This is a genomic window from Edaphobacter sp. (genome assembly GCF_035532915.1).
In the GTDB taxonomy this organism is placed as follows: Bacteria; Acidobacteriota; Terriglobia; order Terriglobales; family Acidobacteriaceae; genus Edaphobacter.
The window spans coordinates 41,918-61,201 of record NZ_DATKQC010000198.1 but is presented as its reverse complement, the minus strand read 5'-3'; the positions used below and the strand labels follow the sequence as shown (position 1 = coordinate 61,201).

Genomic DNA, 19,284 nt, shown 5'->3' with positions numbered 1-19,284 from the left:
ACGAGTCGCCGACGTAAGCCCATGCATCAAAACAAGAAGGCAGGAGCAGTAAAATAAACCCATGCGACCTATCTACATGGACGCGAACGCCACCACCCCTCTTCTCCCCGAAGTCTTCGAGGCCATGCGCCCCTTCTGGATCGAGCACTTCGGCAACGCCAGCTCCATCCATCAGCAGGGCCAGTACGCTCGCGCCGCCGTCGATCACGCCCGCGAGTCCGTCGCCAAGCTCCTCCACTGCCGCGCCTCAGAGATCGTCTTCACGTCCGGCGGCACCGAGAGCGACAACCTCGCCCTCTTCGGCACCTTGTCTGAAGGCTCGCACCTCATCACCACCTCCATCGAGCATCACGCCGTCCTTCACGCCGCCGAATCGCTTGCCGCACGAAACATCGAGGTCACCTTCCTCCCCTGCACACCTCAGGGACTCATCGAACCCGCCGCGCTCGAAGCCGCCCTCCGCCCCAACACAAAATTAGTCAGCATCATGTACGCGAACAACGAGACCGGCGTCGTCCAACGCATCGCCGAACTCGCCCGCATCACGCACGCCAATTCTGAAGCCGCACTCTTCCACACCGACGCCGTCCAGGCCGCAGGCAAGCTGCCGCTCGACCTCAGCCCGCGCGGCCCGCTCAAAGACGTTGACCTGCTAAGCATCTCCGGCCACAAAATTCACGCACCCAAAGGCATCGGAGTCCTCTTCGTCCGCCGCAGCGTCCGTCTCGCGCCCATGATGCACGGAGGCACGCACGAGCGCCAGCGTCGCGCCGGAACAGAAAACGTCACCGGAGTCGTCGGACTAGGCAAAGCCGCCGAACTCGCACAAGCATGGCTGGCGACGGATGGCCCCGCTCACCTCGCGGCTCTGCGTGATCGCCTCGAACAAGGCATCCTCGCACAGGTAGAAGAGTGCGGCATCAACGGCGAGAGCGCGCCTCGCGTAGCCAACACCACCAACCTCTACTTCGACCACGTCGAAGCCGAAGCCCTCGTCATAGCGCTCGATCTCAAGGGCCTCTCCGTCAGCGGAGGCAGCGCTTGCCAGTCCGGCGCCACCGAGCCCTCGCACGTCCTCACCGCCATGGGGCTCAGCCCGGCCCGTGCTCGCGCCAGCATCCGCTTCTCGCTCTCAAAGCTCACCACCGAGGAAGAAGTCGACGAAGCTCTCAAGCTCATTCCCACCGCTGTAGCCCGCCTGCGCGACCTCAGCCCGACCTGGCACAACACTGCCGCAGCCGTCGCCTAGATCAAGCACAGCATTTCCACAAGCTGTTCGTTTACCAAGAGTCGTATCAAGCACCAAGGGCGCGGGCCATACGCGCCTGCGCCATCGGCCCAGGCCTGCGGTCTACCAAACGATGAGGGTTGAAGGCCCGACCAATCTCTCTACCGGCCTCACAGATACCAGGGAATGTTCACGATCACGATTCTCTGGTTCCCCTTCAGCAGCAGCATCAGCTTCAGCAGTTGAACCCGTTGTCCATGCAGCGCATTCTCCCACCAGTGCGCCACGACCATCTCAGGCAGAATGACCGCGACCTTCCGCCCAGGATTCTCATCCTCCAGCTTCAGGATGTAGTCCATCAGCGGGCCGAGCACAAACCGATAGTTGGATGATATCGTCACCAACTCCGGCACCTTCATCCCCTCTTTCTGGATAGGGATTGCCACCTTTTCCTCCCACACACCATCAAGGCCTTCATCGCCCTCGTCGTCCGAGTGAATGTGCACCGCCTTGATCTCCTGCGAGAGCAGCAGACCGAACCGCAATGCCTTCTCCGTCACCCGGTCCCACCGAGCCATCGGAATCACCACGATCGGCTGCTCCAGGTTCATCAGGTTGACCGGCGTCATGTCCTTCATCTCTCGCTTCACGCGCGAGTAGTGGCGCTTGACCCCCAGCATGATCAGAATCAGCACCGGTATCAATATCGCCGTCACCCACGCCCCGGACATGAACTTCGTCACCAGCACGACCAGCGTCGTAATACCCGTCGCGAGGGCGCCAAAGCCATTGACGAACATGTGCCACCAATGTTTTTTATAGCCGCCTTCCGCATTCTTCCAGTGCACCACCATCCCCGTCTGGGACAGCGTAAAAGCAATAAACGCGCCGATCGCATAAAGCGGGATCAACTTGTCCGTAACCCCGTCGAACAGAAAAAGAATGACCGCGGTAAATCCGGTGAGGGCATAGATGCCGTGCGAAAACAGCAACCGGCGTCCGCGCAGCAGAAACACATGCGGGAGAAAGTCATGGGCCGCAATCGCGCGCGCCAGCCGGGGAAAGTCGGAAAAGGCGGTATTGGCACTCATCGGAAGCGCCAGCAGGATCGCGCCCATGGTCAGGTAATAGAACCATCCGCGTCCGAATACCGCCGAGGTCAGGATGCTGACCATGGTCTGGTAGTGGGCCGCATCCGGCTCCATTGCCGTAATGCCGTAGGCCCGGGCGAGATACGTAGTCCCGAACAGCAGCACAACCAGTGTTCCGATAATGATCGTAAGGGCTGTCTGCGCCTTCTTCGCTCGGGGCTCCTTGAAGGCAGTGACTCCGTTGGAAACGGCCTCAACGCCGGTCATTGCTGCGCACCCATTGGAAAATGACTTCAGCAGCAGCCACAGTCCCAGATACTTCACGGTCGCGGGCAGCGGCGGGGGAGGAGCCACCATTGGGGTGGGATGACCGCCTGCCAAAATCGTGTGATAAACCCCCACGCCAATCAAGACCATCAACGTCCCGACAAACAGAAAAGTGGGCGCGATGAAGGCCGCTCCAGCTTCCTTCACACCGCGCAGGTTCACAACCGCGAGGACCGCCAGAATGATCAAACAGATCAGCAGGGTGTCTGACTGCAGGTTGGGGAAAGCCGAGATCAAGGCCGCCACTCCGGCCGAAATGCCTACCGCGGCCGTCAGAATGTAGTCGATCATCAACGCCGCGGCTGCCAGCAGAGAGGGACCGGTACCCAGATTCTCGCTTGCCACCGTATACGATCCGCCACCATTCGGATAAGCGGCGATCGTCTGGAGATAGCTGAAGAAAACAATCCCCAGCAATATCAGAATCGCGGTAATGATCGGAACGATGTAGTGAAGTCCCGCCAAACCCAGCGGAATCAGCAGCGTCATCGCTGCTTCTGGTCCATACGCTGCACTCGTCAGCGCGTCCAGGCCAAAAATAGGTATTCCCGCAGCTACGCCGATATGTTCGGCGTGCTCTTCACTTGTTGCTAACGGCTTCCCCAGAAGGGAGTCTACAAATGACATCGTTTTTGTATAGTAACCCGTTTGTCAAAGCGCGCATCTAACTTCTTTTGCTGCATCGGCTTGTCAAAAAATAACCACATACAATCCCTTTATCATCAAAATAGAAGATCATAACCCAGCTTCAGGAGCTTCCATGCCCGCAAATCTCTACGACGTACCCCTTAACCGAATCACCGGCGAAGCCGCCTCCCTCGCCGACTATCGCGGCAAAGTCCTGCTGGTCGTCAACGTGGCCTCGCAATGCGGCCTCACTCCTCAATATGACGCACTCGAAAAGCTTTACACCCGCTTCAAGGACTCCGGCCTCGAAGTCCTCGGCTTTCCTGCCAACGACTTCGGCTCGCAGGAGCCCGGCACCAACGAGGAGATCCAGAGCTTCTGCCGCAGCACCTTCGGCGTCAACTTTCCCATGTTCTCCAAGATCGCCGTCACCGGCCCCGACACCCATCCCCTCTACAAGTCCCTCATCGAAGCCCAGCCCAAAGCCACCGGCGACGGCCGCGCCGCTATGCGCGAGAACCTCAATGGCTTCCTGGGCAAAAAGCACAACTCCACCACCAACCCCGAGCCCGGCATCCTCTGGAACTTCGAGAAGTTCCTCGTCGGCCGCAACGGCAGCGTTGTGGCTCGCTTCTCCCCCGAAGTCGTGCCCGACGACCCCGCAGTCGTCGCCGCCATCGAGTCCGCCCTCGCAAACTCGTAACTCGCAGTTGTAAGCTGGATGAGTCAAAGGATTCTCCGCGCTCATCCAGCTTTCCACTCCGATTTACTGACAGAGGGCCCCGATCTTGAACCTTCGCATCCTCCCCTTCGCGTTCTCCGTCCTCCTCGCCTTCCCCGCCCTCGCGCAAAAGCCTCCCATTCGGATCACCGCCGATCTCTCCGAGGCTCCCCGCAAGCTCTACCACGCCGAAGTAGAAATCCCCGTCACTCCCGGCCCCCTCACCCTCATCACGCCAGAGTGGATTCCCGGCGAACACCGCGCCACCGGCCCCGCCGAAGACATCACTGGAGTCGTCTTCACCGCCAACGGCCAAACTCTGCCCTGGCGTCGCGACGACACCAATCTCTACGAGTTCCACCTCATCATCCCCGCCGGAGTCACCACCCTCCACGCTCACCTCGACTGCATCGTCACCTCCCGCGTCACCTCCAAATTCGCCGTCCTCGAGTGGGAAAAGCTCCTTCTCTACCCCGCCAACACTCCCGTCGCCGACATCCCCGTCGAGCCCTCCGTCACCGTCCCCGCCGGCTGGGGCATCGGCACCGCGCTCACCCCCATCGGCACCGGCGCACCCGCCGCCCCCAACACCGGAGTCGATGAAGCCGACCACACCACCACCCCCGGCGCGACCACCACCCACTACGCGGCCAACACCGTCGAGCAGCTCGAAGACTCTCCCGTCATCACCGGCCAGTACTTCCACGAGTTTCCCCTCGCCCCCGAGATCACGCCCAGGCACTACCTCGACGTCGTCTCCGACCTCCCCGAAGACTCCCAGCTACGCCCCGAATTCCTCACCGAAGTCTCCAACCTCGTCCGCGAAGCCAGCGCCATGTACGGCTCGCACCACTATCACGTCTACCACTTTCTGCTCACCCTCTCCGACGCAACCGACGGCGAAGGCCTCGAGCACGGCCAGTCCTCCGACAACGGCGTCGACGAAAAGACCTTCTCCGACGCCGATCACCAACTCATCGACTCCGACCTCCTCTCCCACGAGTTCACCCACTCCTGGAACGGAAAATACCGTCGCCCCTTCAACCTCTACCAGACCGACTTCGCCACCATGCAGCAAGGCTCTCTGCTCTGGGTCTACGAAGGCATGACCCAATACCTCGGCAACGTCCTCGCCGCCCGCTCCGGCCTCAAATCGCAAGCGCAATACCGCGACCAACTCGCCATCTCCGCCGCCAACCTCGACTACAAACCCGGTCGCGTCTGGCGCAACACCGAAGACACCGCCATCGCCGCCAGCATCCTTCGCCACGGCAATCCCACATGGTCAAACTGGAAGCGTGGCCAGGACTACTACCAGGAAGGCGAACTCCTCTGGCTCGACGCCGACACCACCATCCGCAAACTCACGAACAACAAAAAATCACTCAACGACTTCGAGCGTATCTTCCTCGGCAAAGGCGGCAACACCGGCCCGCTCATCGTTCCCTATCACTTCGACGAATTAGTTCAGGACCTCAACCAGGTCGTCCCCTACGACTGGGCCACCTTCCTGCACACCCGCATCACCACCCTCTCCGCACACGCCAACCTTGAGGGCATCGAACAAGGCGGCTACAAGCTCGTCTACACCGACAAGCCCAGCAAATCCGAGACAACCATGTACTCCGCGAGTCGAAGCCATCCCGGCCCCGACGTCTGGTACTCCCTCGGCCTCCGCATCAAGAACGACGGCACCATCTACGACGTCCTCTGGGGAGGCCCCGCCGACAACGCCAAACTCTCCCCCGGCCAGAAGATCCTCGCCGTCGATGGCCGCATCTTCTCCCCCGAAGCCCTCAAGGTCGCCATCCAGCAAGCCAAGGGCAACACCACGCCGATCCACCTCATCCTGCAAACCGACCAGTTCGTCTCTCTCGCTAACATCGACTACCACGGCGGCGAACGCTACCCCTCCCTCCAGCGCGTCGAAGGCACCCCCGACTACCTCGACGACATCACCAAGCCTCTCACCAAACCCCAAACCGCACCGTCAAAATCCGAATAGCAAACCCATTGGGTGCCCCATGTCCCGATTCTGGGACATGGGTTTCTCCAAATGTTATCCACCCCAGGCCATGAAGCGCATTTCATTGCCCTCACGGTTTTTCTTGCCTTTACTCTTCCCTTCCGTTCCAATGGAACCCTCTGACTGAGGAACCCCTTATGCGCCTCGCAGCCGTTGCCCTCTTCCTCTTCTCGGCCCTTGCTGGCTCCGCGCAAACCATGTCAGCGCCCGCCGCGCAAACGCCTCCCGCCACCATCACATGGCCCACACAAGACGGCACTTACATCATCCAAAATTTCCGCTTCCGCACCGGCGAAACCCTCCCCGAGCTGAAGCTCCATTACCTCACCCTCGGGACACCGCACCGCAATCCTGCAGGACACGTCGACAACGCCATCCTCCTCCTCCACGGCACTGGCGGCGACGCCCACTCCCTCCTCGCCCCGCAGTTCTCCAACATCCTCTTCGGCCCCGGCCAGCCCCTCGACATCACGAAGTTCTACCTCATCCTTCCCGACGACATCGGCCACGGCCAGTCCAGCAAGCCCAGCGACGGCCTCCGCACCCGCTTCCCTCACTACGACTACGACGACATGGTCGCCAGCCAGCACACCATGCTCCTCGAAGGCCTCCACGTCAATCACCTCCGCCTCATCTTCGGGACCTCCATGGGCTGCATGCAGTCCTTCGTCTGGGGCGAGACCTACCCCGGCTTCTCCGACGCCCTCATGCCCATGGCCTGCCTTCCCACCGAGATCGCCGGACGCAACCGCATGATGCGCTACATGGCCATCGAGAACATCAAAAACGATCCCGCATGGAAGAACGGCGACTACACCACCGAACCCGTCGTCGGCCTCCGCGCCGCCAACGAGCTGCTCCTCGTCATGGGCTCCAGCCCACTGCAGATGCAGAAGGCCGTGCCCACCCGCGCCCAAGCCGAAGCCTACGCCGACCGCTCCCTCGCCCGCAGCACCGCCCGCACCGACGCCAACGACTTCATTTACTACCTCGACGCCTCGCGCAACTACGATCCCAGCGCCCGCCTCGGCACCATCACCGTTCCCGTCCTCTGGATCAACTCCGCCGACGACTTCATCAATCCACCCGAGCTCGGCATCGCAGAAAAGATGGTGAAGCTCATGCCCAACGCTAAGTTCATCCTCATCCCCATCTCCGACGCCACCCGTGGCCATGGAACCCACACCCAGGCCGCCGTCTGGAAGAACTACATGGCCGACTTCCTCCGCCAGACCCAACCCAAATAACCCATAGCAGTTAGTCTGTAACCTGTGACTCTAACGCTCACCAATTTCTTGGGATTGGTCGGCGGCCTGCTCGTTCTGGCCTTCGTGACCAATCGTTTCTCCCGCCGCACCCGCGTGCCCGACGTCATCGTCCTGCTCGGCTGCGGCATCGTTTTGGGCCCCGTGCTGCACTGGATCAACGCCGAGCGATTTCCTGACCTCATCCGCGGAGTCGGCACCGTCGCCCTCATCCTGATCCTCTTCGCCGCCGGTCTGGAGCTCGACCTCCGCCGCGCCCTCAAGCAGTTCACCGCCGGCATGACACTGGCGATCTTCAGCTATGGACTCACCTTCGCCGGCGTCGCCTACTTCTGCATCCACGCCCTCGCCATGGAGAAGATGTCGTCGCTGCTCGTCGCCGCGGCACTGGCCTGTATGAGCAGTTCGATCATCCTTCCCACCCTCGACCAGCTCGACCTCCGCCACGATCTCAAAACCACCCTCGTCATCGAGGCCTCCTTCGGCGACGGCCTCGGCGCCATCGGCGTAGGCGTCCTCCTCGGCCTGGCCAACGGTGGAAGTATGTCTCTCCACAGCAGCGGCGGCGCTATCCTGGGCAGCGCCTTCGCCATGTTCATCTTCAAATTCGTCCTGGCATTTATCGTCGCCATCGTCGCCGGGTTTCTCTGGGTGCGAGTGCTGCCCAGCGTCTCCGACAAGCAGTTCTGGCAGGTCCTCACCTTCGGCGTCGTCCTGATCGTCTACTCCATCACCGACGCCATCGGCGGCAGCTCCCTCTTCGCCGTCATGGTCTTCGGCGCGACGCTCGCCAGCCTGCTCGATCCGCAAAACTCCATGCAACAGTTCGGATTCGAGATCCTCGCCGCGGGCGAAGGCGACAAGATCCACTCCTTCCACTCCGAACTCGCCTTCCTGGTCCGCAGCTTCTTCTTCGTCCTGCTCGGCGCTATGATCCAGTTCCACGGCCTGAAAAAACAGCTCCTGCCCAGCCTGGGGATTCTCGGCGTCTTTCTCGTCGCCCGCTTCATCGCCGTGCTGTGCAGCCGAATCGTATGGCGGGGAACCTCCTACCGCGAGCGCGAACTCGCTGCTCTCTTAATCCCCCGCGGCCTCATCACCGCCGTCCTCGCCCTCGAAGTCATCCAGGCCCACCCCGCGGGTCTCGAGTACTTCCCCACGCTGACCTTCGCCGTCATCCTGTTAACCAACGTCCTCATCCTTCCCGCATCCATCCGAGCCCGCGCGCTCGTCGCTACAGCAACTCCGCCTGTCAGCGAGCTGTCCTCGTCCTGATCGTCAACGACCACCCGCAACATGCATCGACATCGGCATCACGCCGGAGCTGCCGCCGCCCTTCCCCTTCAGTCCCCATGTCCAATAAAGAGACAGATAGCTATATGTCTCCGGCTGTCCCGCCACGCTTCGTCCCGCCGCAAAAAGCAAGTCGAACCCCGGCTTAAATTCATACGATCCACCAAGATCGGCCATCGTCGAAGACCGCGTGCTGGTCGCCGCCTCTCCCTCCGCGCCATGCCCAAACAACTCCACGCCCAGCATCAGCTTCTTGTTCACCTGCCGCTGCACCAGCCATCCGGCAAACGGATAGTTCTTATACCCATCCTGCGGCACAACCGCCTCGCCTCCCCCGCCGTAACTGGTCCACGGCCCCCAGCTCTTCTGTATCCAAAGCGGCAACCGATACCACGTCGTCCCCACCCCTAATCCATTCGCTGCACTTCCGCTGGGCAACTCGAAAAAGGGAAAGATGCCCACCTCGGGCAGCCGCCTCGTCTCCTTGACAAATCGCACCTTGGCTCCCAGCTCGGTATCGCCGACGCCGTAGTGCACCGGCCCTCCATTTGGAGCAAAATTCGCTCCCACCGGGACCACCAGATGCAACTGAACATTCGGGACCACACCCCAGTTCACCTCAAAGCTTGGAACCTCCAACGTCGTCCCGCCCTGCACCGTCCCATCGGAGAGTTCAAAGACGTAAGCCTCAAAGTGGCGATAAGCCACAGGGTCAGGATCGTCCGTTTGAAACGGCGGTCCGGCCAGCGCTGCTCTTCCCCCCGCCAAAAACAACAGCAGCCAGCTCCACCTGCGAAGCCCCTGCACCCATCTGCTCCGATAAAGCCTTCTATGCTGCATCCGTCCTCCCGCCGAGCCATGAGTCATAGTATTCTGCGGCATTCAAAGATAAAGCTTCCCATCGGTTCGGTTGAGGCATAGGATGCCCTCGACAAGTAAGGTGGCTCGTATGTTGAAGCCTTTGTTGGCTCTTCCCGCTCTTCTGCTCTTCGTTCCGTCGCCACAACAACCGGCTCCTGCAAATATGCCTGCAACTGCCGCTGCGGCTCCGGCCATGCCGGCGGACGCCAAAACTCTGGTCAATCCGGTAAAACCCACGGCTGAATCCCAGGCGCAGGCAAAGAAGATGTACGGGTACGACTGCGCCGTATGCCACGGCGAGAACGGCAATGGCAAAGGCGACCTCGCCGCCGACATGAAGCCTCCACTTAAGGACTACACCGACCCGGCAGCGCTCAAAGACCTCACCGACGGCGAAATCTTCTACATCATCAAGAACGGCAAAGGCCAGATGACCGGCGAAGGCCCCCGTTTGAACACAGACGGTACCTGGAACATGGTCATCCTGGTGCGCTCCTTCGCCAAAAAGTGACGCCGCATTCGCCGCTCGAAGAACCACCCCCGTACGTCATCTCGACCGAAGCCCACCCCAAGCCAAAACTGCACGTCATCTCGACCGGAGCGAAGCGGAGTGGAGAGACCCCTGTATTTTGCTTTGTCCTCCATCGCCAACCCTGGACCGAAACAGATCTGGCAGAAGCTGGGATAACCGAGTCCATCGCGACCGAAGGACAAACCACAGATTCCATTGGACATTCCCCCCTCAGCTTCAAAAAACACCAGCAAAATGTCTGTCAAGCCCCAAAAGCGTCTAACCATAACAAAATAGACAAGATAGAGATTGCAGATTAGTTCCCGCCAACTCTATAAAATAGAACCAGCAGACAGACTGAGAGCAACAAGCAGCAACTCCGCCCGTAACTCCTTTCGATGGAAGACTTTGCAAATAAGTTCCCTGTAATCAAGACTTTGCATACTTAGTATAGGGGGGAGGTACCCCTAAAGGAGACAAATCATGACCGACATTGCCACCCGCCGTTCCACATTCCGAAAGCTCCATGAGAGCGGCTGCTTCGTCATTCCGAACCCGTGGGATGTAGGCTCGGCGCGCTACCTCCGCAGCCTCGGCTTCAAGGCGCTGGCGACCACCAGCGGCGGCTTTGCCTTCTCCAGCGGTCTGCCCGATGCGCACTGGGCCGTCTCCCGCGACAAGGTGCTCGAACACATTGCCGAGATCGTCGCCTCGGTCGATCTTCCCGTCAATGCCGACTTCGAATCCGGCTACGCCAACGAGCCCGAGGACGTCGCCGAGAATGTTCGCCTCTGCGTCGAGACCGGTGTCGCCGGGCTCTCCATCGAGGACGCCACCGGAGATCGCGAAGAACCGCTCTACGATCTTCCGCTCGCCGTCGAAAGAATCAAGGCAGCTAAGGCGGCCATCAAAGCCTCCGGCGCAGACGTTCTGCTCGTCGCAAGGTCGGAGTGCTTCCTGCTCGGCCATCCGCGGCCGTTGGCCGAAGCCATTCTTCGCCTCCAGGCCTTCGCCGAAGCAGGCGCAGACGTGCTCTTCGCACCCGGCGCAACCAAACGCGCCGACATCGAGGCAATCGTCAAGGCGGTTCACCCCAAACCAGTGAACGTCTTGCTCACCTCCAGCGCCGGGCTCAAAGTTCCCGAACTCGCCGACCTCGGCGTGCGCCGCATCAGCGTAGGCTCCGCGCTGGCCCGCACCGCATGGACCGCCTTCATCCGCGCCGCCCGCGAGATCGCAGAGCAAAGCAGCATGGCCGGAATGGACAACTCCATCGCCTTCGCCGAGCTGAACGGCTTCTTCCAAAAGGATCTCGCCCAGCGCTCCTAGAGCTACTTCCTCTTAGGTATAGCTTCCTTTGTTTGTCATTCCCGAAGGGAATCTGCGTTTTGCTCGAATCACCAAAACTACACCCGGAGGAGAACCGCTATAAACCCTCAATCCGGCGATATCTGCGAAAATAGAAGCAGTATGCCCGAGCACCCCAATAGCGACCAGACCATCGCAGTAGCCATGTCCGGAGGAGTCGACTCCTCCGCTGTCGCCGCGCTTCTGCGTTCGCAGGGCTACACGCTCGTCGGCCTCACCCTTCAGCTCTGGAACCAGCGCCGCCTCAGCGGCCACGAAGGAATGCCCGAAGCAGTGCAGGGCCGCTGCTGCTCCATCGATGACGTCTACGACGCTCGCCACGTAGCCGAGCAGCTCGACATACCTTATTACGTCGTCAACCAGCAGGACCGCTTCGAAGCCGACGTCGTCAAGCCCTTCGTAGCCGAATACCTCGCCGGACGAACACCGATTCCCTGCACGCTCTGTAACAACCATCTGAAGTTCGACCAGCTTCTGACCACCGCTCGCCAGATCGGCGCCGACCGCATCGCGACCGGCCACTACGCTCGCAACCACTTCGACGAGACTCGCCAGCGCTGGATTCTCTCCCGCCCCGCGGATCACACGAAGGACCAGACCTACTTCCTCTTCGGACTGACGCAGGAGCAGCTCTCGCGCACGCTCTTCCCGCTCGGCGAGATGCAGAAGCCGGCCGTCCGCGAGATGGCCTCCGACGCTGGCCTCAACGTGGCCTCGAAGCCCGACTCGCAGGAGATCTGCTTCATCCCCGGAGGCGACTACAACGTCTTCCTCAAGGCCTACCTCGACGAGCAGGGCGAAGACCTTCCCGATTCCTCCGGCGAACTGGTCTCCAGCTCAGGCGAGGTCATCGGCCGCCACGAAGGTATTCAGAGCTTCACCGTAGGCCAGCGCAAGGGCCTCGGACTCACCTCGTCCGACCCCCTCTATGTCCTCGCCATCCATCCCGACAGCCACCGAGTCACCGTTGGCTCGAACGACCAGTTGATGTCCACCGACCTGCGCGCCAACCGCCTCAACTGGATCTCCATCCCCGAGTTGACCGAAGACACTCGCGTCACCATCAAGGTGCGCCATCGCCACACGCCCGCCTCAGCCACCCTGAGCCCAGGGCCTGACGGAACCGTCACCGCCACCTTCGACGAGCCCCAACGTGCAATCACCCCCGGCCAGGCCGCCGTCTTCTATCAAGAAAACGAGGTGGTCGGGGGTGGTTGGATCTTCTAGAATTTTGCTTCGTTACAAATCGATGTCGTTGCTGTCCCGATAGCTCGGGCGAGTACGGCTGCTGCCGAAACCTCTCGTGCGGCCCACCAGAACATCCAGTCCAGCCTTCAGTCCATTCATCAGCCCGTTGAACTCGCGTACCGGGACGCTGATGCCGTGCTGAACAGCATTGACGACTTCCGCCGTGCCAGTCAGGATTGTGGTGACGATATCGTCCGCTCTCGCTGCCTGCACACGCGCTTTGTTATTGACGTCGCTCAAGGTCGCGTCGAACTCCACAGCCTTGCTGCGAACCACGTTGCTGGTCTCGACCAGGTTCTCGGCCAGAGTGATCATCTTCGGCGCTGTATTCGCGATAAAGTCCTGCGTGCTTTCAAGCGCAGGCATCGCCTTTGCGCGAACTTCCTCTGCGATTGCCAGCACCCGCTTGCGCGCCTTGGCAGCGCCGACAGCCATCACCACAAGCGCGATCGCCTGCACCACCAAAGCAGCCGCAACCATGCCGACAAAGATCATCAATAGTTTCGAGTTGCCCGATGAGATCGAGTCGGCATCCTGCAGCCACATCCCCGACAGAATAAATTGTGCCGCTATCATGCAGCCTCTCTTTCAAATTCAATCTCAAAGAATTGCGGGCCTGATCTCCATCCACGAGAGATCAGGTCCCGCCTACAGCTATGCCTTGCCAAGATCTTTCGTGGCGCTGGCGTAAGCGTCCTTACCGGCATCGATCGCAGCGGCAACCTTACCCTGCTGCTCCTGCACCAGACCCTTGCCCTTTTCCACATACTCGGCCCACTGGTTACGGCCACGGTCATAGTAATCCTTGCCGCGATCGACGTATTCGCCAACCTGCTGCTTACCCTGCTCCGCGAGATCGGCCGCACGCTCTCTGCCCTGTTGCGCCAGCGCGGCGGCCTTTTCCTTCGCGTCCATCGCACCGGCTACTAGATCATCGCGTGTCTCCTTGCCGGACTTCGGAGCATACAAGACGCCTACAAGAGCGCCTACGCCAAGACCCGCCAAAAACCAACCCAATCCACCTACACCATTGTCGTTATCTGACATATCGTTTTCTCCTGTCTTCTGTAAATGCAAACTTTTGCTCTCCGCTTTCCTAGTCCAGCGGACAAAATAAACTCATGGTCACTGCCGAACATCAAGCATACCTTTAACCCAAAGCTAAAACATTGTTAACGTCAGGCAGCCTCTAGGGAAAGATGCCCTCCCAATGGAATAGGTTGCGCCATCTGCATTGGCGGCTCCTCAACCTTTCCACCGCCGACCTCACGCTGGCGCCCCGGCATTCGTCTATGAATCAGCCCCTCTTCGGCAGTGGCTGCAGCTGTTTGTACAGTCATTGGCCTCAATCAAAGCATCTGATACGAGTAGAGTGAGTTACAGTGATTTCGAAGTTCTATCCCCAACGAGGTTCCATGCACGAGTCCCATACTGTTTCCTTCCCGCGCGCCATTACGTTTGCCGCCGTCTTCGCTGTGGCCCTGAGCTTTAGCGGCTGCAAGAAATCCTCTCCTCCCCCCGACGATGCCGCTCTGACCACCGCGGTGCAGACCCGCCTCGCCGCAGATAGCGCACTTCAGCCCGAATCCATTCAAGCCACGGTAGAAAACGGAGTCGCCACGCTCAACGGCACCGTCGGCAACGAAGCCGCCCGTTCGCTGGCCGCGTCGGACGCAGCCCAGGTCGCTGGCCTTAGGACCGTTATCAATAACCTCACCGTGCAGCAAGCGCAGCAGCCGGCACCGGAGTCAGCGCCTCAGGCAGCCGCAGTCGCTCCGCCTCCACCACCTGCACGAGTTCGCAAGGAAGAGGCAAAGAAGAGGGAGCGCCGCCCCGGGCCGGTGGAGCACACCTCCGCTCCCATCGAGCGCATTGCCCCGCCCGCGGCGGCTCAGGCCGCGCCGCCCCCACCGCCTCCGCCGTCTCCGGCGAGACCTGTGGCTCCCGCCTTCCGCGACGTTACGATTCCGGCGGGCACCACGCTTCCCATCCGCATTACCCAAACGCTCGATAGTGCCAGCACCCAACAGGGCGACAGTTTCAGCGGAACCGTGGCCAGCGATGTCGTCATCGACGGCGCTGTCGCCATTCCGCACGGAACCGCGGTCTCCGGGCGCGTCGATGCAGTTCAGGAAGCGGCTCACTTCAAGGGCAACTCGCTGTTGACGATCGAGCTGACCGGACTTCGTCACCGTGGCAGCAGCGTGGCCCTCTCCACCGAGCCCTACAGCCTGGCGGGCAAGGGGCGCGGCAAGAACACGGCAATCAAAACCGGTGGAGGCGCAGCGGTAGGAGCCATCCTGGGCGGCATCTTCGGCGGCGGCAAGGGCGCTGCCATCGGCGCCGCCGCGGGAGGTGGAATCGGAGCCGGAAGCAACGCCATTACCAGGGGGGAACAGGTGCAGATTCCATCGGAGAGCCTCATCCGTTTCCATCTCACCAATTCCATCTCGCTCCGCGTCTCGAACAATAACTCGCGAAATGATTCCAATAACCCTAATCTCCAACAGCGTCCGGACTACCAGCAGCAATAGAAGACGCATCCAACCAGTTAGTTCCGTTTGATTGGTCTTACACAAGTGGCGGCAAGCATTCGCCGCCACTTGTTACCTCAATTTCCTTTGATATCCTTCGTGTAAACTTGGTATCAGCGGGCCAGATATTCCACGCACGACGCTTCTTTTACCGAAAGAAATTACTTCCTTGAGGTACTCCGTCTTGACGAAGGCATCGCCCCAAATAGCGGCCAACACGACAAAGAAGCCGTCAGGGTTTCTAACCTTCACCCTGCACGCTCATCTGCCTTACGTTGTCAATCACGGCACCTGGCCGCATGGCATGGAGTGGCTGCACGAGGCCGCTGCCGAAACTTATCTGCCGCTGCTTCGCGTGCTCAAAGATCTTGAACGCGACAACATCCGCTTCAACTGCAACCTCAATCTCTCGCCTATCCTGCTGGAACAGCTCTCGCACCCTGTGTTCATCGCGGAGTTTCCGAATTATCTCGGGCGAAAGATCGTGGCCGCGCAGGAAGACGAGGCATTCTTCACGCAGTCCGGCGAGGCCCACTACGCGGAGACCGCGCGCTTCTGGCACCGCTTCTTCTCCCAGGCGCTCGAAGACTTCAACCACTTCGACCAGAACATCATCAAGGCCTTCTGCCACTTCAACGACATCGGCCTCATCGACATCATCACCTGCGGCGCCACCCACGGCTATATGCCGCTGCTGGGAACCGACGAGAGCGTTCGTGCCCAAATTCGCACCGCCGTCTCCACCCATATCCGCCACATTGGCCAGCATCCCAAGGGCATCTGGGCGCCAGAGTGCGGCTACCGTCCCGCAGGCTTCTGGAACTATCCCGTGGCCAACGCCGACGGAACGCCCACGCCTCCGGGCTTCGACCGCATCGGCGTGGAGCAGGCGCTCTCTGAATCCAACATCGATTTTTTCTTCGTCGATACCCATCTCGTCGAAGAGTCGCACCGCGTTCCCTCGCCTTACGAACTGAAGAACGGTGCCGTCCCCACCGACGAGCAGACCGAGCAGATGACGCACCGCGACTATCGCCGCCTCTACCAGCCCTACTACGTCGACGGTCCCTACGATAAGAGCAACGCCACCACCATCTTTCCTCGCGATCCGCGTACCGGCGTCCAGGTCTGGTCCGGTGACAGCGGCTATCCCGGTGACGGCACCTATCTCGACTTTCACAAGAAGCGCTGGCCCGGCGGTCATCGTTACTGGCGCGTGACCGGCTCCAAGGTCGATATGGGCGACAAGCAGCCCTACTATCCCCAGGAGGCCGCAGAGCGCGTGAAGTCTCACGCGGCCAACTATGTTCACCTCGTATGGGAGGCGCTTCAGTCCGGCTTCAACGACACCATTCCACCCATCCTCTGCTCTCCATTCGACGCCGAGCTGTTCGGACACTGGTGGTTCGAGGGAACGTTGTGGCTCGAAGCCGTGGCGCGCACTATTCACGACCACAACACCGGGATTGAGCTGATCAGTTGCGCAGAATACCTCGAACGTTATCCCCGTGCCGGTTTCATCGCCATGCACGAAGGCTCATGGGGAGCCCAGGGCAACAATCACGTCTGGATGAACCCAGAGACCTCGTGGACCTACACCCATATCTATCCCGCCGAACTTTACACGCGTGACGTCTGCACGGCCGGGCACTGGCGTAACTCTGCACTGGGCAAGCGCATCATGCAACAGCTCTGCCGCGAATTACTTCTGCTAGAGTCCTCCGATTGGCAGTTCCTCATCACTACCGGGGCCGCTCGCGATTACGCCGAGATTCGCTTTCTCACGCATAACGATCAGTTCAATGAGGTAAAGGCTATCTGGCAGGGGTTTGAATCGGCCGGCTCACTGACTGCGACTCAGGAGGCGCGGCTGGCGGAGATCGAATTGCGCGACGGTGTCTTTCCGGACGTTGATCCCGGATTGTGGGTCGCCGGAGCTCATCAGGTTCGCGAAGCAGAAGATCAGGCGAGGATTCCCGCAGAAGCAGCACCTGCACCTTCCGCAGATGCTGCGACCGCTTAATTACGTCACCAACAGAGAAAGGAGCGGCTCCCTTTGAGCTGCTCCTTTTTTCGCGCCTAAAATAAAGATGTGGCTCTCGCATCGTCAATCTCGACGCAACCAACGCTGTCGCCAGCCACAAAGCCCCCCTCTCGAAAACAGCGCTCTGTTCTTGGGCTGTGGCATCTGCTCTCGCTCGATGCTCCCACTATCGCCGCTCTCTGGGTATGGTTTATCGCTGCCGCCGACCACATGCGCCTTCCCCTCTCTTCCATTGCCGCGATGTTTCTCGCCGTCTGGATGCTGTACGCGGCGGATCGGCTGCTCGACACCCGGATGCTCGATAGCCAGTCGCCGCAGGAGCAACACCTCGAAGCCCGCCACTACTTCCACCACCGCCACCGAACCGGCTTCCTCACGGGAATACTGCTCGCCTCGGCGGGACTCGCGCCGTTACTGCTTCGCCTCTCGACGGGAGCCATCCATCTCTATCTGATCCTGGGCGGTCTGCTCTTCGGATACTTCATTCTCATCCACGCCACCCGCAGCGCCCACCGCTTTCCCAAGGAGATCGCCGTCGGCATCTTCTTCGCCGCCGCCACCTTCATCCCTACTGTCGCGCGTGAGCCCAGCCTACGCCTTGTCCTGCTGCCCTCGGCGCTTCTCCTGGCGATGCTTTGCAGTTTGAATTGCCTCTTCATCTACGCGTGGGAGCACGATCCCGAGCGGCCTTCCGCTCCCGACCATCCCGCCCACGCCACCACCCGATTTGCGCTGCGCCATCTTCCGCTCTTCGCAGTTGCCATCGCTTTCGCGGGAACGATTCTCAGCGTCCTCTTTCATCGCGCTCCATGGCAGATTCCTCTCGCCACCGCTGTCTCTGCCGCTCTTCTGCTGGTGCTGCACCATCGTCGTCGCCGCATCGCACCGCTTGCTCTCCGCGCCGCCGCAGATCTTGTGCTGCTCACTCCCCTGCTGCTCATTCCCTTTCTGCGTCGATGAACCCTGAACCCAACTTCAACCCCATCGCCCGTCCTTACCGTTGGCTCGAATACTTAACTCTGGGCCGCGCGCTGGAACGGTGCCGCCTGCACTTCCTCCCCAAGCTGCTCAATCAGAAAAAGGCCCTTGTGATCGGCGATGGAGACGGCCGTTTCCTCGCGGCCCTCATGGCCGCCAACCTCCGCATTCATGTCGACGCCGTAGACTCCAGCGCGACCATGCTTCAACTCTTAAGGCAGCGTTGCGAAGCCAGCGCCACACGCCTCGAGACCCACCACACCAGCGCACTCTCCTTCGCGCCCACCGAAGCTTACGATCTCGTCGTCACCCATTTCTTTCTCGACTGCCTTACCCAATCCGACGTGGAAGCGCTCATCGACCGCATCGCTCCTACGCTCACGCCAGACGCTCTCTGGCTCATCTCCGACTTTCGCATCCCAGAGGGACACATGCGTCTCCCCGCACGCATCCTCGTCCGCTCTCTCTACCTCGCATTCCGTATCATCACCGGCCTGCGCACCACCCACCTTCCCGACTATGCATCCCCCCTCGCCAAAGCCGGACTGACACGCCTCGCCCACCACCACTCGCTCGCGGGTCTGCTTACCACCGAACTCTGGCAGATCGAATCAAGTCCCATTGCATTAGCCCTGCCTTAACCAGTACGCTGTTGATGGCACATCCAAACCGCGCAGCCAGCAAATGAGCAAGCCCTACACAATGCGAAAGTGGCGAAATTGGCAGACGCACCAGACTTAGGATCTGGCGGAGCAATCCATAGGGGTTCAAGTCCCCTCTTTCGCACCAAATCTTTACCATCCGCCCCACAGAGTAGTCTCTCGAAAGCGATCCAAATGAGCCAGCCCAAGACCACGGCCAACCAGCCGACCGAACAGCCCGCACTCCGACTCTCCAACACCGAGAACTATCGCGAAGACTACGCCAACAGCGTGCAGGTCCGCATGAGCGTGTGGGACTTCTTCCTGGTCTTCGGCACCATGACTCAGGACACTCCCGAAGAGCTGCACGTCAAGAACTTCGAGGGCATCTATCTCAGCCCGCAGCAGGCCAAGGCCCTATGGAACGTCCTCGGCCACAACCTCGCCCAGTACGAGCAGGCCTTCGGGCAGATCACGCTGGAGCAGGTCCCTCCGCAGGCCAACGGCCCCGTCCACTAAGA

At 60.5% G+C, this 19,284-nt stretch carries 17 protein-coding genes and 1 tRNA gene; 14 read left to right on the top strand and 4 right to left on the bottom strand.

Annotated features, from left to right (window positions below; all coding sequences use genetic code 11):
- Positions 1 to 61 precede the first annotated feature (61 nt).
- Positions 62 to 1,249, top strand: a complete 1,188-nt coding sequence (locus VMU57_RS09805) for a cysteine desulfurase family protein (RefSeq protein ID WP_325382890.1) — start codon at positions 62 to 64, stop codon at positions 1,247 to 1,249.
- Positions 1,250 to 1,398: 149 nt separating this feature from the next.
- On the opposite strand, the gene VMU57_RS09800 is transcribed toward VMU57_RS09805, so the two are convergent.
- Entirely contained in the window at positions 1,399 to 3,273 is a 1,875-nt protein-coding gene (locus VMU57_RS09800; RefSeq protein WP_325382888.1) for an APC family permease, read from the bottom strand.
- A gap of 133 nt (positions 3,274 to 3,406) precedes the next feature.
- Between VMU57_RS09800 and VMU57_RS09795 the strand changes: the two genes are divergently transcribed.
- The 4 genes from VMU57_RS09795 to VMU57_RS09780 all read left to right on the top strand — a co-directional run bounded on the left by VMU57_RS09795 (position 3,407) and on the right by VMU57_RS09780 (position 8,560).
- A complete protein-coding gene (locus VMU57_RS09795; protein ID WP_325382886.1) occupies positions 3,407 to 3,976 on the top strand; it encodes a glutathione peroxidase in 570 nt (189 codons plus the stop codon).
- Positions 3,977 to 4,061: 85 nt separating this feature from the next.
- Entirely contained in the window at positions 4,062 to 5,999 is a 1,938-nt protein-coding gene (locus VMU57_RS09790; protein WP_325382884.1) for a M61 family peptidase, read from the top strand.
- A gap of 158 nt (positions 6,000 to 6,157) precedes the next feature.
- Positions 6,158 to 7,267 (top strand): alpha/beta fold hydrolase, encoded by a 1,110-nt coding sequence (locus VMU57_RS09785; RefSeq protein WP_325382882.1) that lies wholly within the window; start codon positions 6,158 to 6,160, stop codon positions 7,265 to 7,267.
- 24 nt (positions 7,268 to 7,291) lie between these two features.
- Positions 7,292 to 8,560: a cation:proton antiporter gene (locus VMU57_RS09780; protein ID WP_325382881.1), complete on the top strand. Its 1,269-nt coding sequence runs from the start codon at positions 7,292 to 7,294 to the stop codon at positions 8,558 to 8,560.
- A gap of 3 nt (positions 8,561 to 8,563) precedes the next feature.
- Here VMU57_RS09780 and VMU57_RS09775 read toward each other — a convergent pair whose 3' ends face one another.
- Complete coding sequence (locus tag VMU57_RS09775) at positions 8,564 to 9,460, bottom strand: hypothetical protein (RefSeq protein ID WP_325382879.1); 897 nt, start codon at positions 9,458 to 9,460, stop codon at positions 8,564 to 8,566.
- Positions 9,461 to 9,500: 40 nt separating this feature from the next.
- Between VMU57_RS09775 and VMU57_RS09770 the strand changes: the two genes are divergently transcribed.
- The 3 genes from VMU57_RS09770 (at position 9,501) to mnmA (ending at position 12,545) form a co-directional block, all read left to right on the top strand.
- Positions 9,501 to 9,950, top strand: a complete 450-nt coding sequence (locus VMU57_RS09770; RefSeq protein ID WP_325382877.1) for a c-type cytochrome — start codon at positions 9,501 to 9,503, stop codon at positions 9,948 to 9,950.
- Between the two features lie 483 nt (positions 9,951 to 10,433).
- Positions 10,434 to 11,279, top strand: coding sequence for an isocitrate lyase/phosphoenolpyruvate mutase family protein (locus VMU57_RS09765; RefSeq protein ID WP_325382875.1), 846 nt, complete (start codon positions 10,434 to 10,436; stop codon positions 11,277 to 11,279).
- 141 nt (positions 11,280 to 11,420) lie between these two features.
- A complete protein-coding gene (mnmA, locus tag VMU57_RS09760) occupies positions 11,421 to 12,545 on the top strand; it encodes a tRNA 2-thiouridine(34) synthase MnmA (RefSeq protein WP_325382873.1) in 1,125 nt (374 codons plus the stop codon).
- 12 nt (positions 12,546 to 12,557) lie between these two features.
- On the opposite strand, the gene VMU57_RS09755 is transcribed toward mnmA, so the two are convergent.
- Entirely contained in the window at positions 12,558 to 13,142 is a 585-nt protein-coding gene (locus tag VMU57_RS09755) for a hypothetical protein (RefSeq protein WP_325382871.1), read from the bottom strand.
- A gap of 78 nt (positions 13,143 to 13,220) precedes the next feature.
- A complete protein-coding gene (locus VMU57_RS09750; RefSeq protein WP_325382869.1) occupies positions 13,221 to 13,613 on the bottom strand; it encodes a YtxH domain-containing protein in 393 nt (130 codons plus the stop codon).
- A gap of 368 nt (positions 13,614 to 13,981) precedes the next feature.
- On the opposite strand from VMU57_RS09750, the gene VMU57_RS09745 reads away from it, so the two are divergent.
- The 6 genes from VMU57_RS09745 to VMU57_RS09720 all read left to right on the top strand — a co-directional run bounded on the left by VMU57_RS09745 (position 13,982) and on the right by VMU57_RS09720 (position 19,282).
- Positions 13,982 to 15,100 carry a BON domain-containing protein gene (locus tag VMU57_RS09745; RefSeq protein ID WP_325382867.1) on the top strand — a complete coding sequence of 373 codons (1,119 nt, stop codon included), beginning with the start codon at positions 13,982 to 13,984 and terminating at the stop codon, positions 15,098 to 15,100.
- Between the two features lie 184 nt (positions 15,101 to 15,284).
- The gene (locus tag VMU57_RS09740; RefSeq protein WP_325382865.1) at positions 15,285 to 17,123 is read left to right on the top strand and encodes a 1,4-alpha-glucan branching protein domain-containing protein; all 1,839 of its coding nucleotides are present in this window, start codon (positions 15,285 to 15,287) and stop codon (positions 17,121 to 17,123) included.
- A gap of 69 nt (positions 17,124 to 17,192) precedes the next feature.
- Positions 17,193 to 18,104, top strand: coding sequence for a hypothetical protein (locus tag VMU57_RS09735; protein ID WP_325382863.1), 912 nt, complete (start codon positions 17,193 to 17,195; stop codon positions 18,102 to 18,104).
- Complete coding sequence (locus tag VMU57_RS09730) at positions 18,101 to 18,763, top strand: class I SAM-dependent methyltransferase (RefSeq protein WP_325382861.1); 663 nt, start codon at positions 18,101 to 18,103, stop codon at positions 18,761 to 18,763. Before VMU57_RS09735 ends, VMU57_RS09730 begins: the two co-directional genes overlap by 4 nt.
- A gap of 63 nt (positions 18,764 to 18,826) precedes the next feature.
- Positions 18,827 to 18,911, top strand: a tRNA-Leu gene (locus VMU57_RS09725).
- 47 nt (positions 18,912 to 18,958) lie between these two features.
- Positions 18,959 to 19,282, top strand: coding sequence for a DUF3467 domain-containing protein (locus tag VMU57_RS09720; RefSeq protein ID WP_325382859.1), 324 nt, complete (start codon positions 18,959 to 18,961; stop codon positions 19,280 to 19,282).
- The last annotated feature ends 2 nt before the right edge of the window (positions 19,283 to 19,284 follow it).

Bases quoted from the DNA above. Each gene is read 5' to 3' on its own strand.
- VMU57_RS09805 (WP_325382890.1), top strand. From the start codon at position 62: ATGCGACCTATCTACATGGACGCGAACGCCACCACCCCTCTTCTCCCC.
- VMU57_RS09800 (WP_325382888.1), bottom strand. From the start codon at position 3,273: ATGTCATTTGTAGACTCCCTTCTGGGGAAGCCGTTAGCAACAAGTGAA.
- VMU57_RS09795 (WP_325382886.1), top strand. From the start codon at position 3,407: ATGCCCGCAAATCTCTACGACGTACCCCTTAACCGAATCACCGGCGAA.
- VMU57_RS09785 (WP_325382882.1), top strand. From the start codon at position 6,158: ATGCGCCTCGCAGCCGTTGCCCTCTTCCTCTTCTCGGCCCTTGCTGGC.
- VMU57_RS09775 (WP_325382879.1), bottom strand. From the start codon at position 9,460: ATGCCGCAGAATACTATGACTCATGGCTCGGCGGGAGGACGGATGCAG.
- VMU57_RS09770 (WP_325382877.1), top strand. From the start codon at position 9,501: ATGCCCTCGACAAGTAAGGTGGCTCGTATGTTGAAGCCTTTGTTGGCT.
- VMU57_RS09765 (WP_325382875.1), top strand. From the start codon at position 10,434: ATGACCGACATTGCCACCCGCCGTTCCACATTCCGAAAGCTCCATGAG.
- mnmA (WP_325382873.1), top strand. From the start codon at position 11,421: ATGCCCGAGCACCCCAATAGCGACCAGACCATCGCAGTAGCCATGTCC.
- VMU57_RS09755 (WP_325382871.1), bottom strand. From the start codon at position 13,142: ATGATAGCGGCACAATTTATTCTGTCGGGGATGTGGCTGCAGGATGCC.
- VMU57_RS09750 (WP_325382869.1), bottom strand. From the start codon at position 13,613: ATGTCAGATAACGACAATGGTGTAGGTGGATTGGGTTGGTTTTTGGCG.
- VMU57_RS09745 (WP_325382867.1), top strand. From the start codon at position 13,982: ATGCACGAGTCCCATACTGTTTCCTTCCCGCGCGCCATTACGTTTGCC.
- VMU57_RS09730 (WP_325382861.1), top strand. From the start codon at position 18,101: ATGAACCCTGAACCCAACTTCAACCCCATCGCCCGTCCTTACCGTTGG.
- VMU57_RS09720 (WP_325382859.1), top strand. From the start codon at position 18,959: ATGAGCCAGCCCAAGACCACGGCCAACCAGCCGACCGAACAGCCCGCA.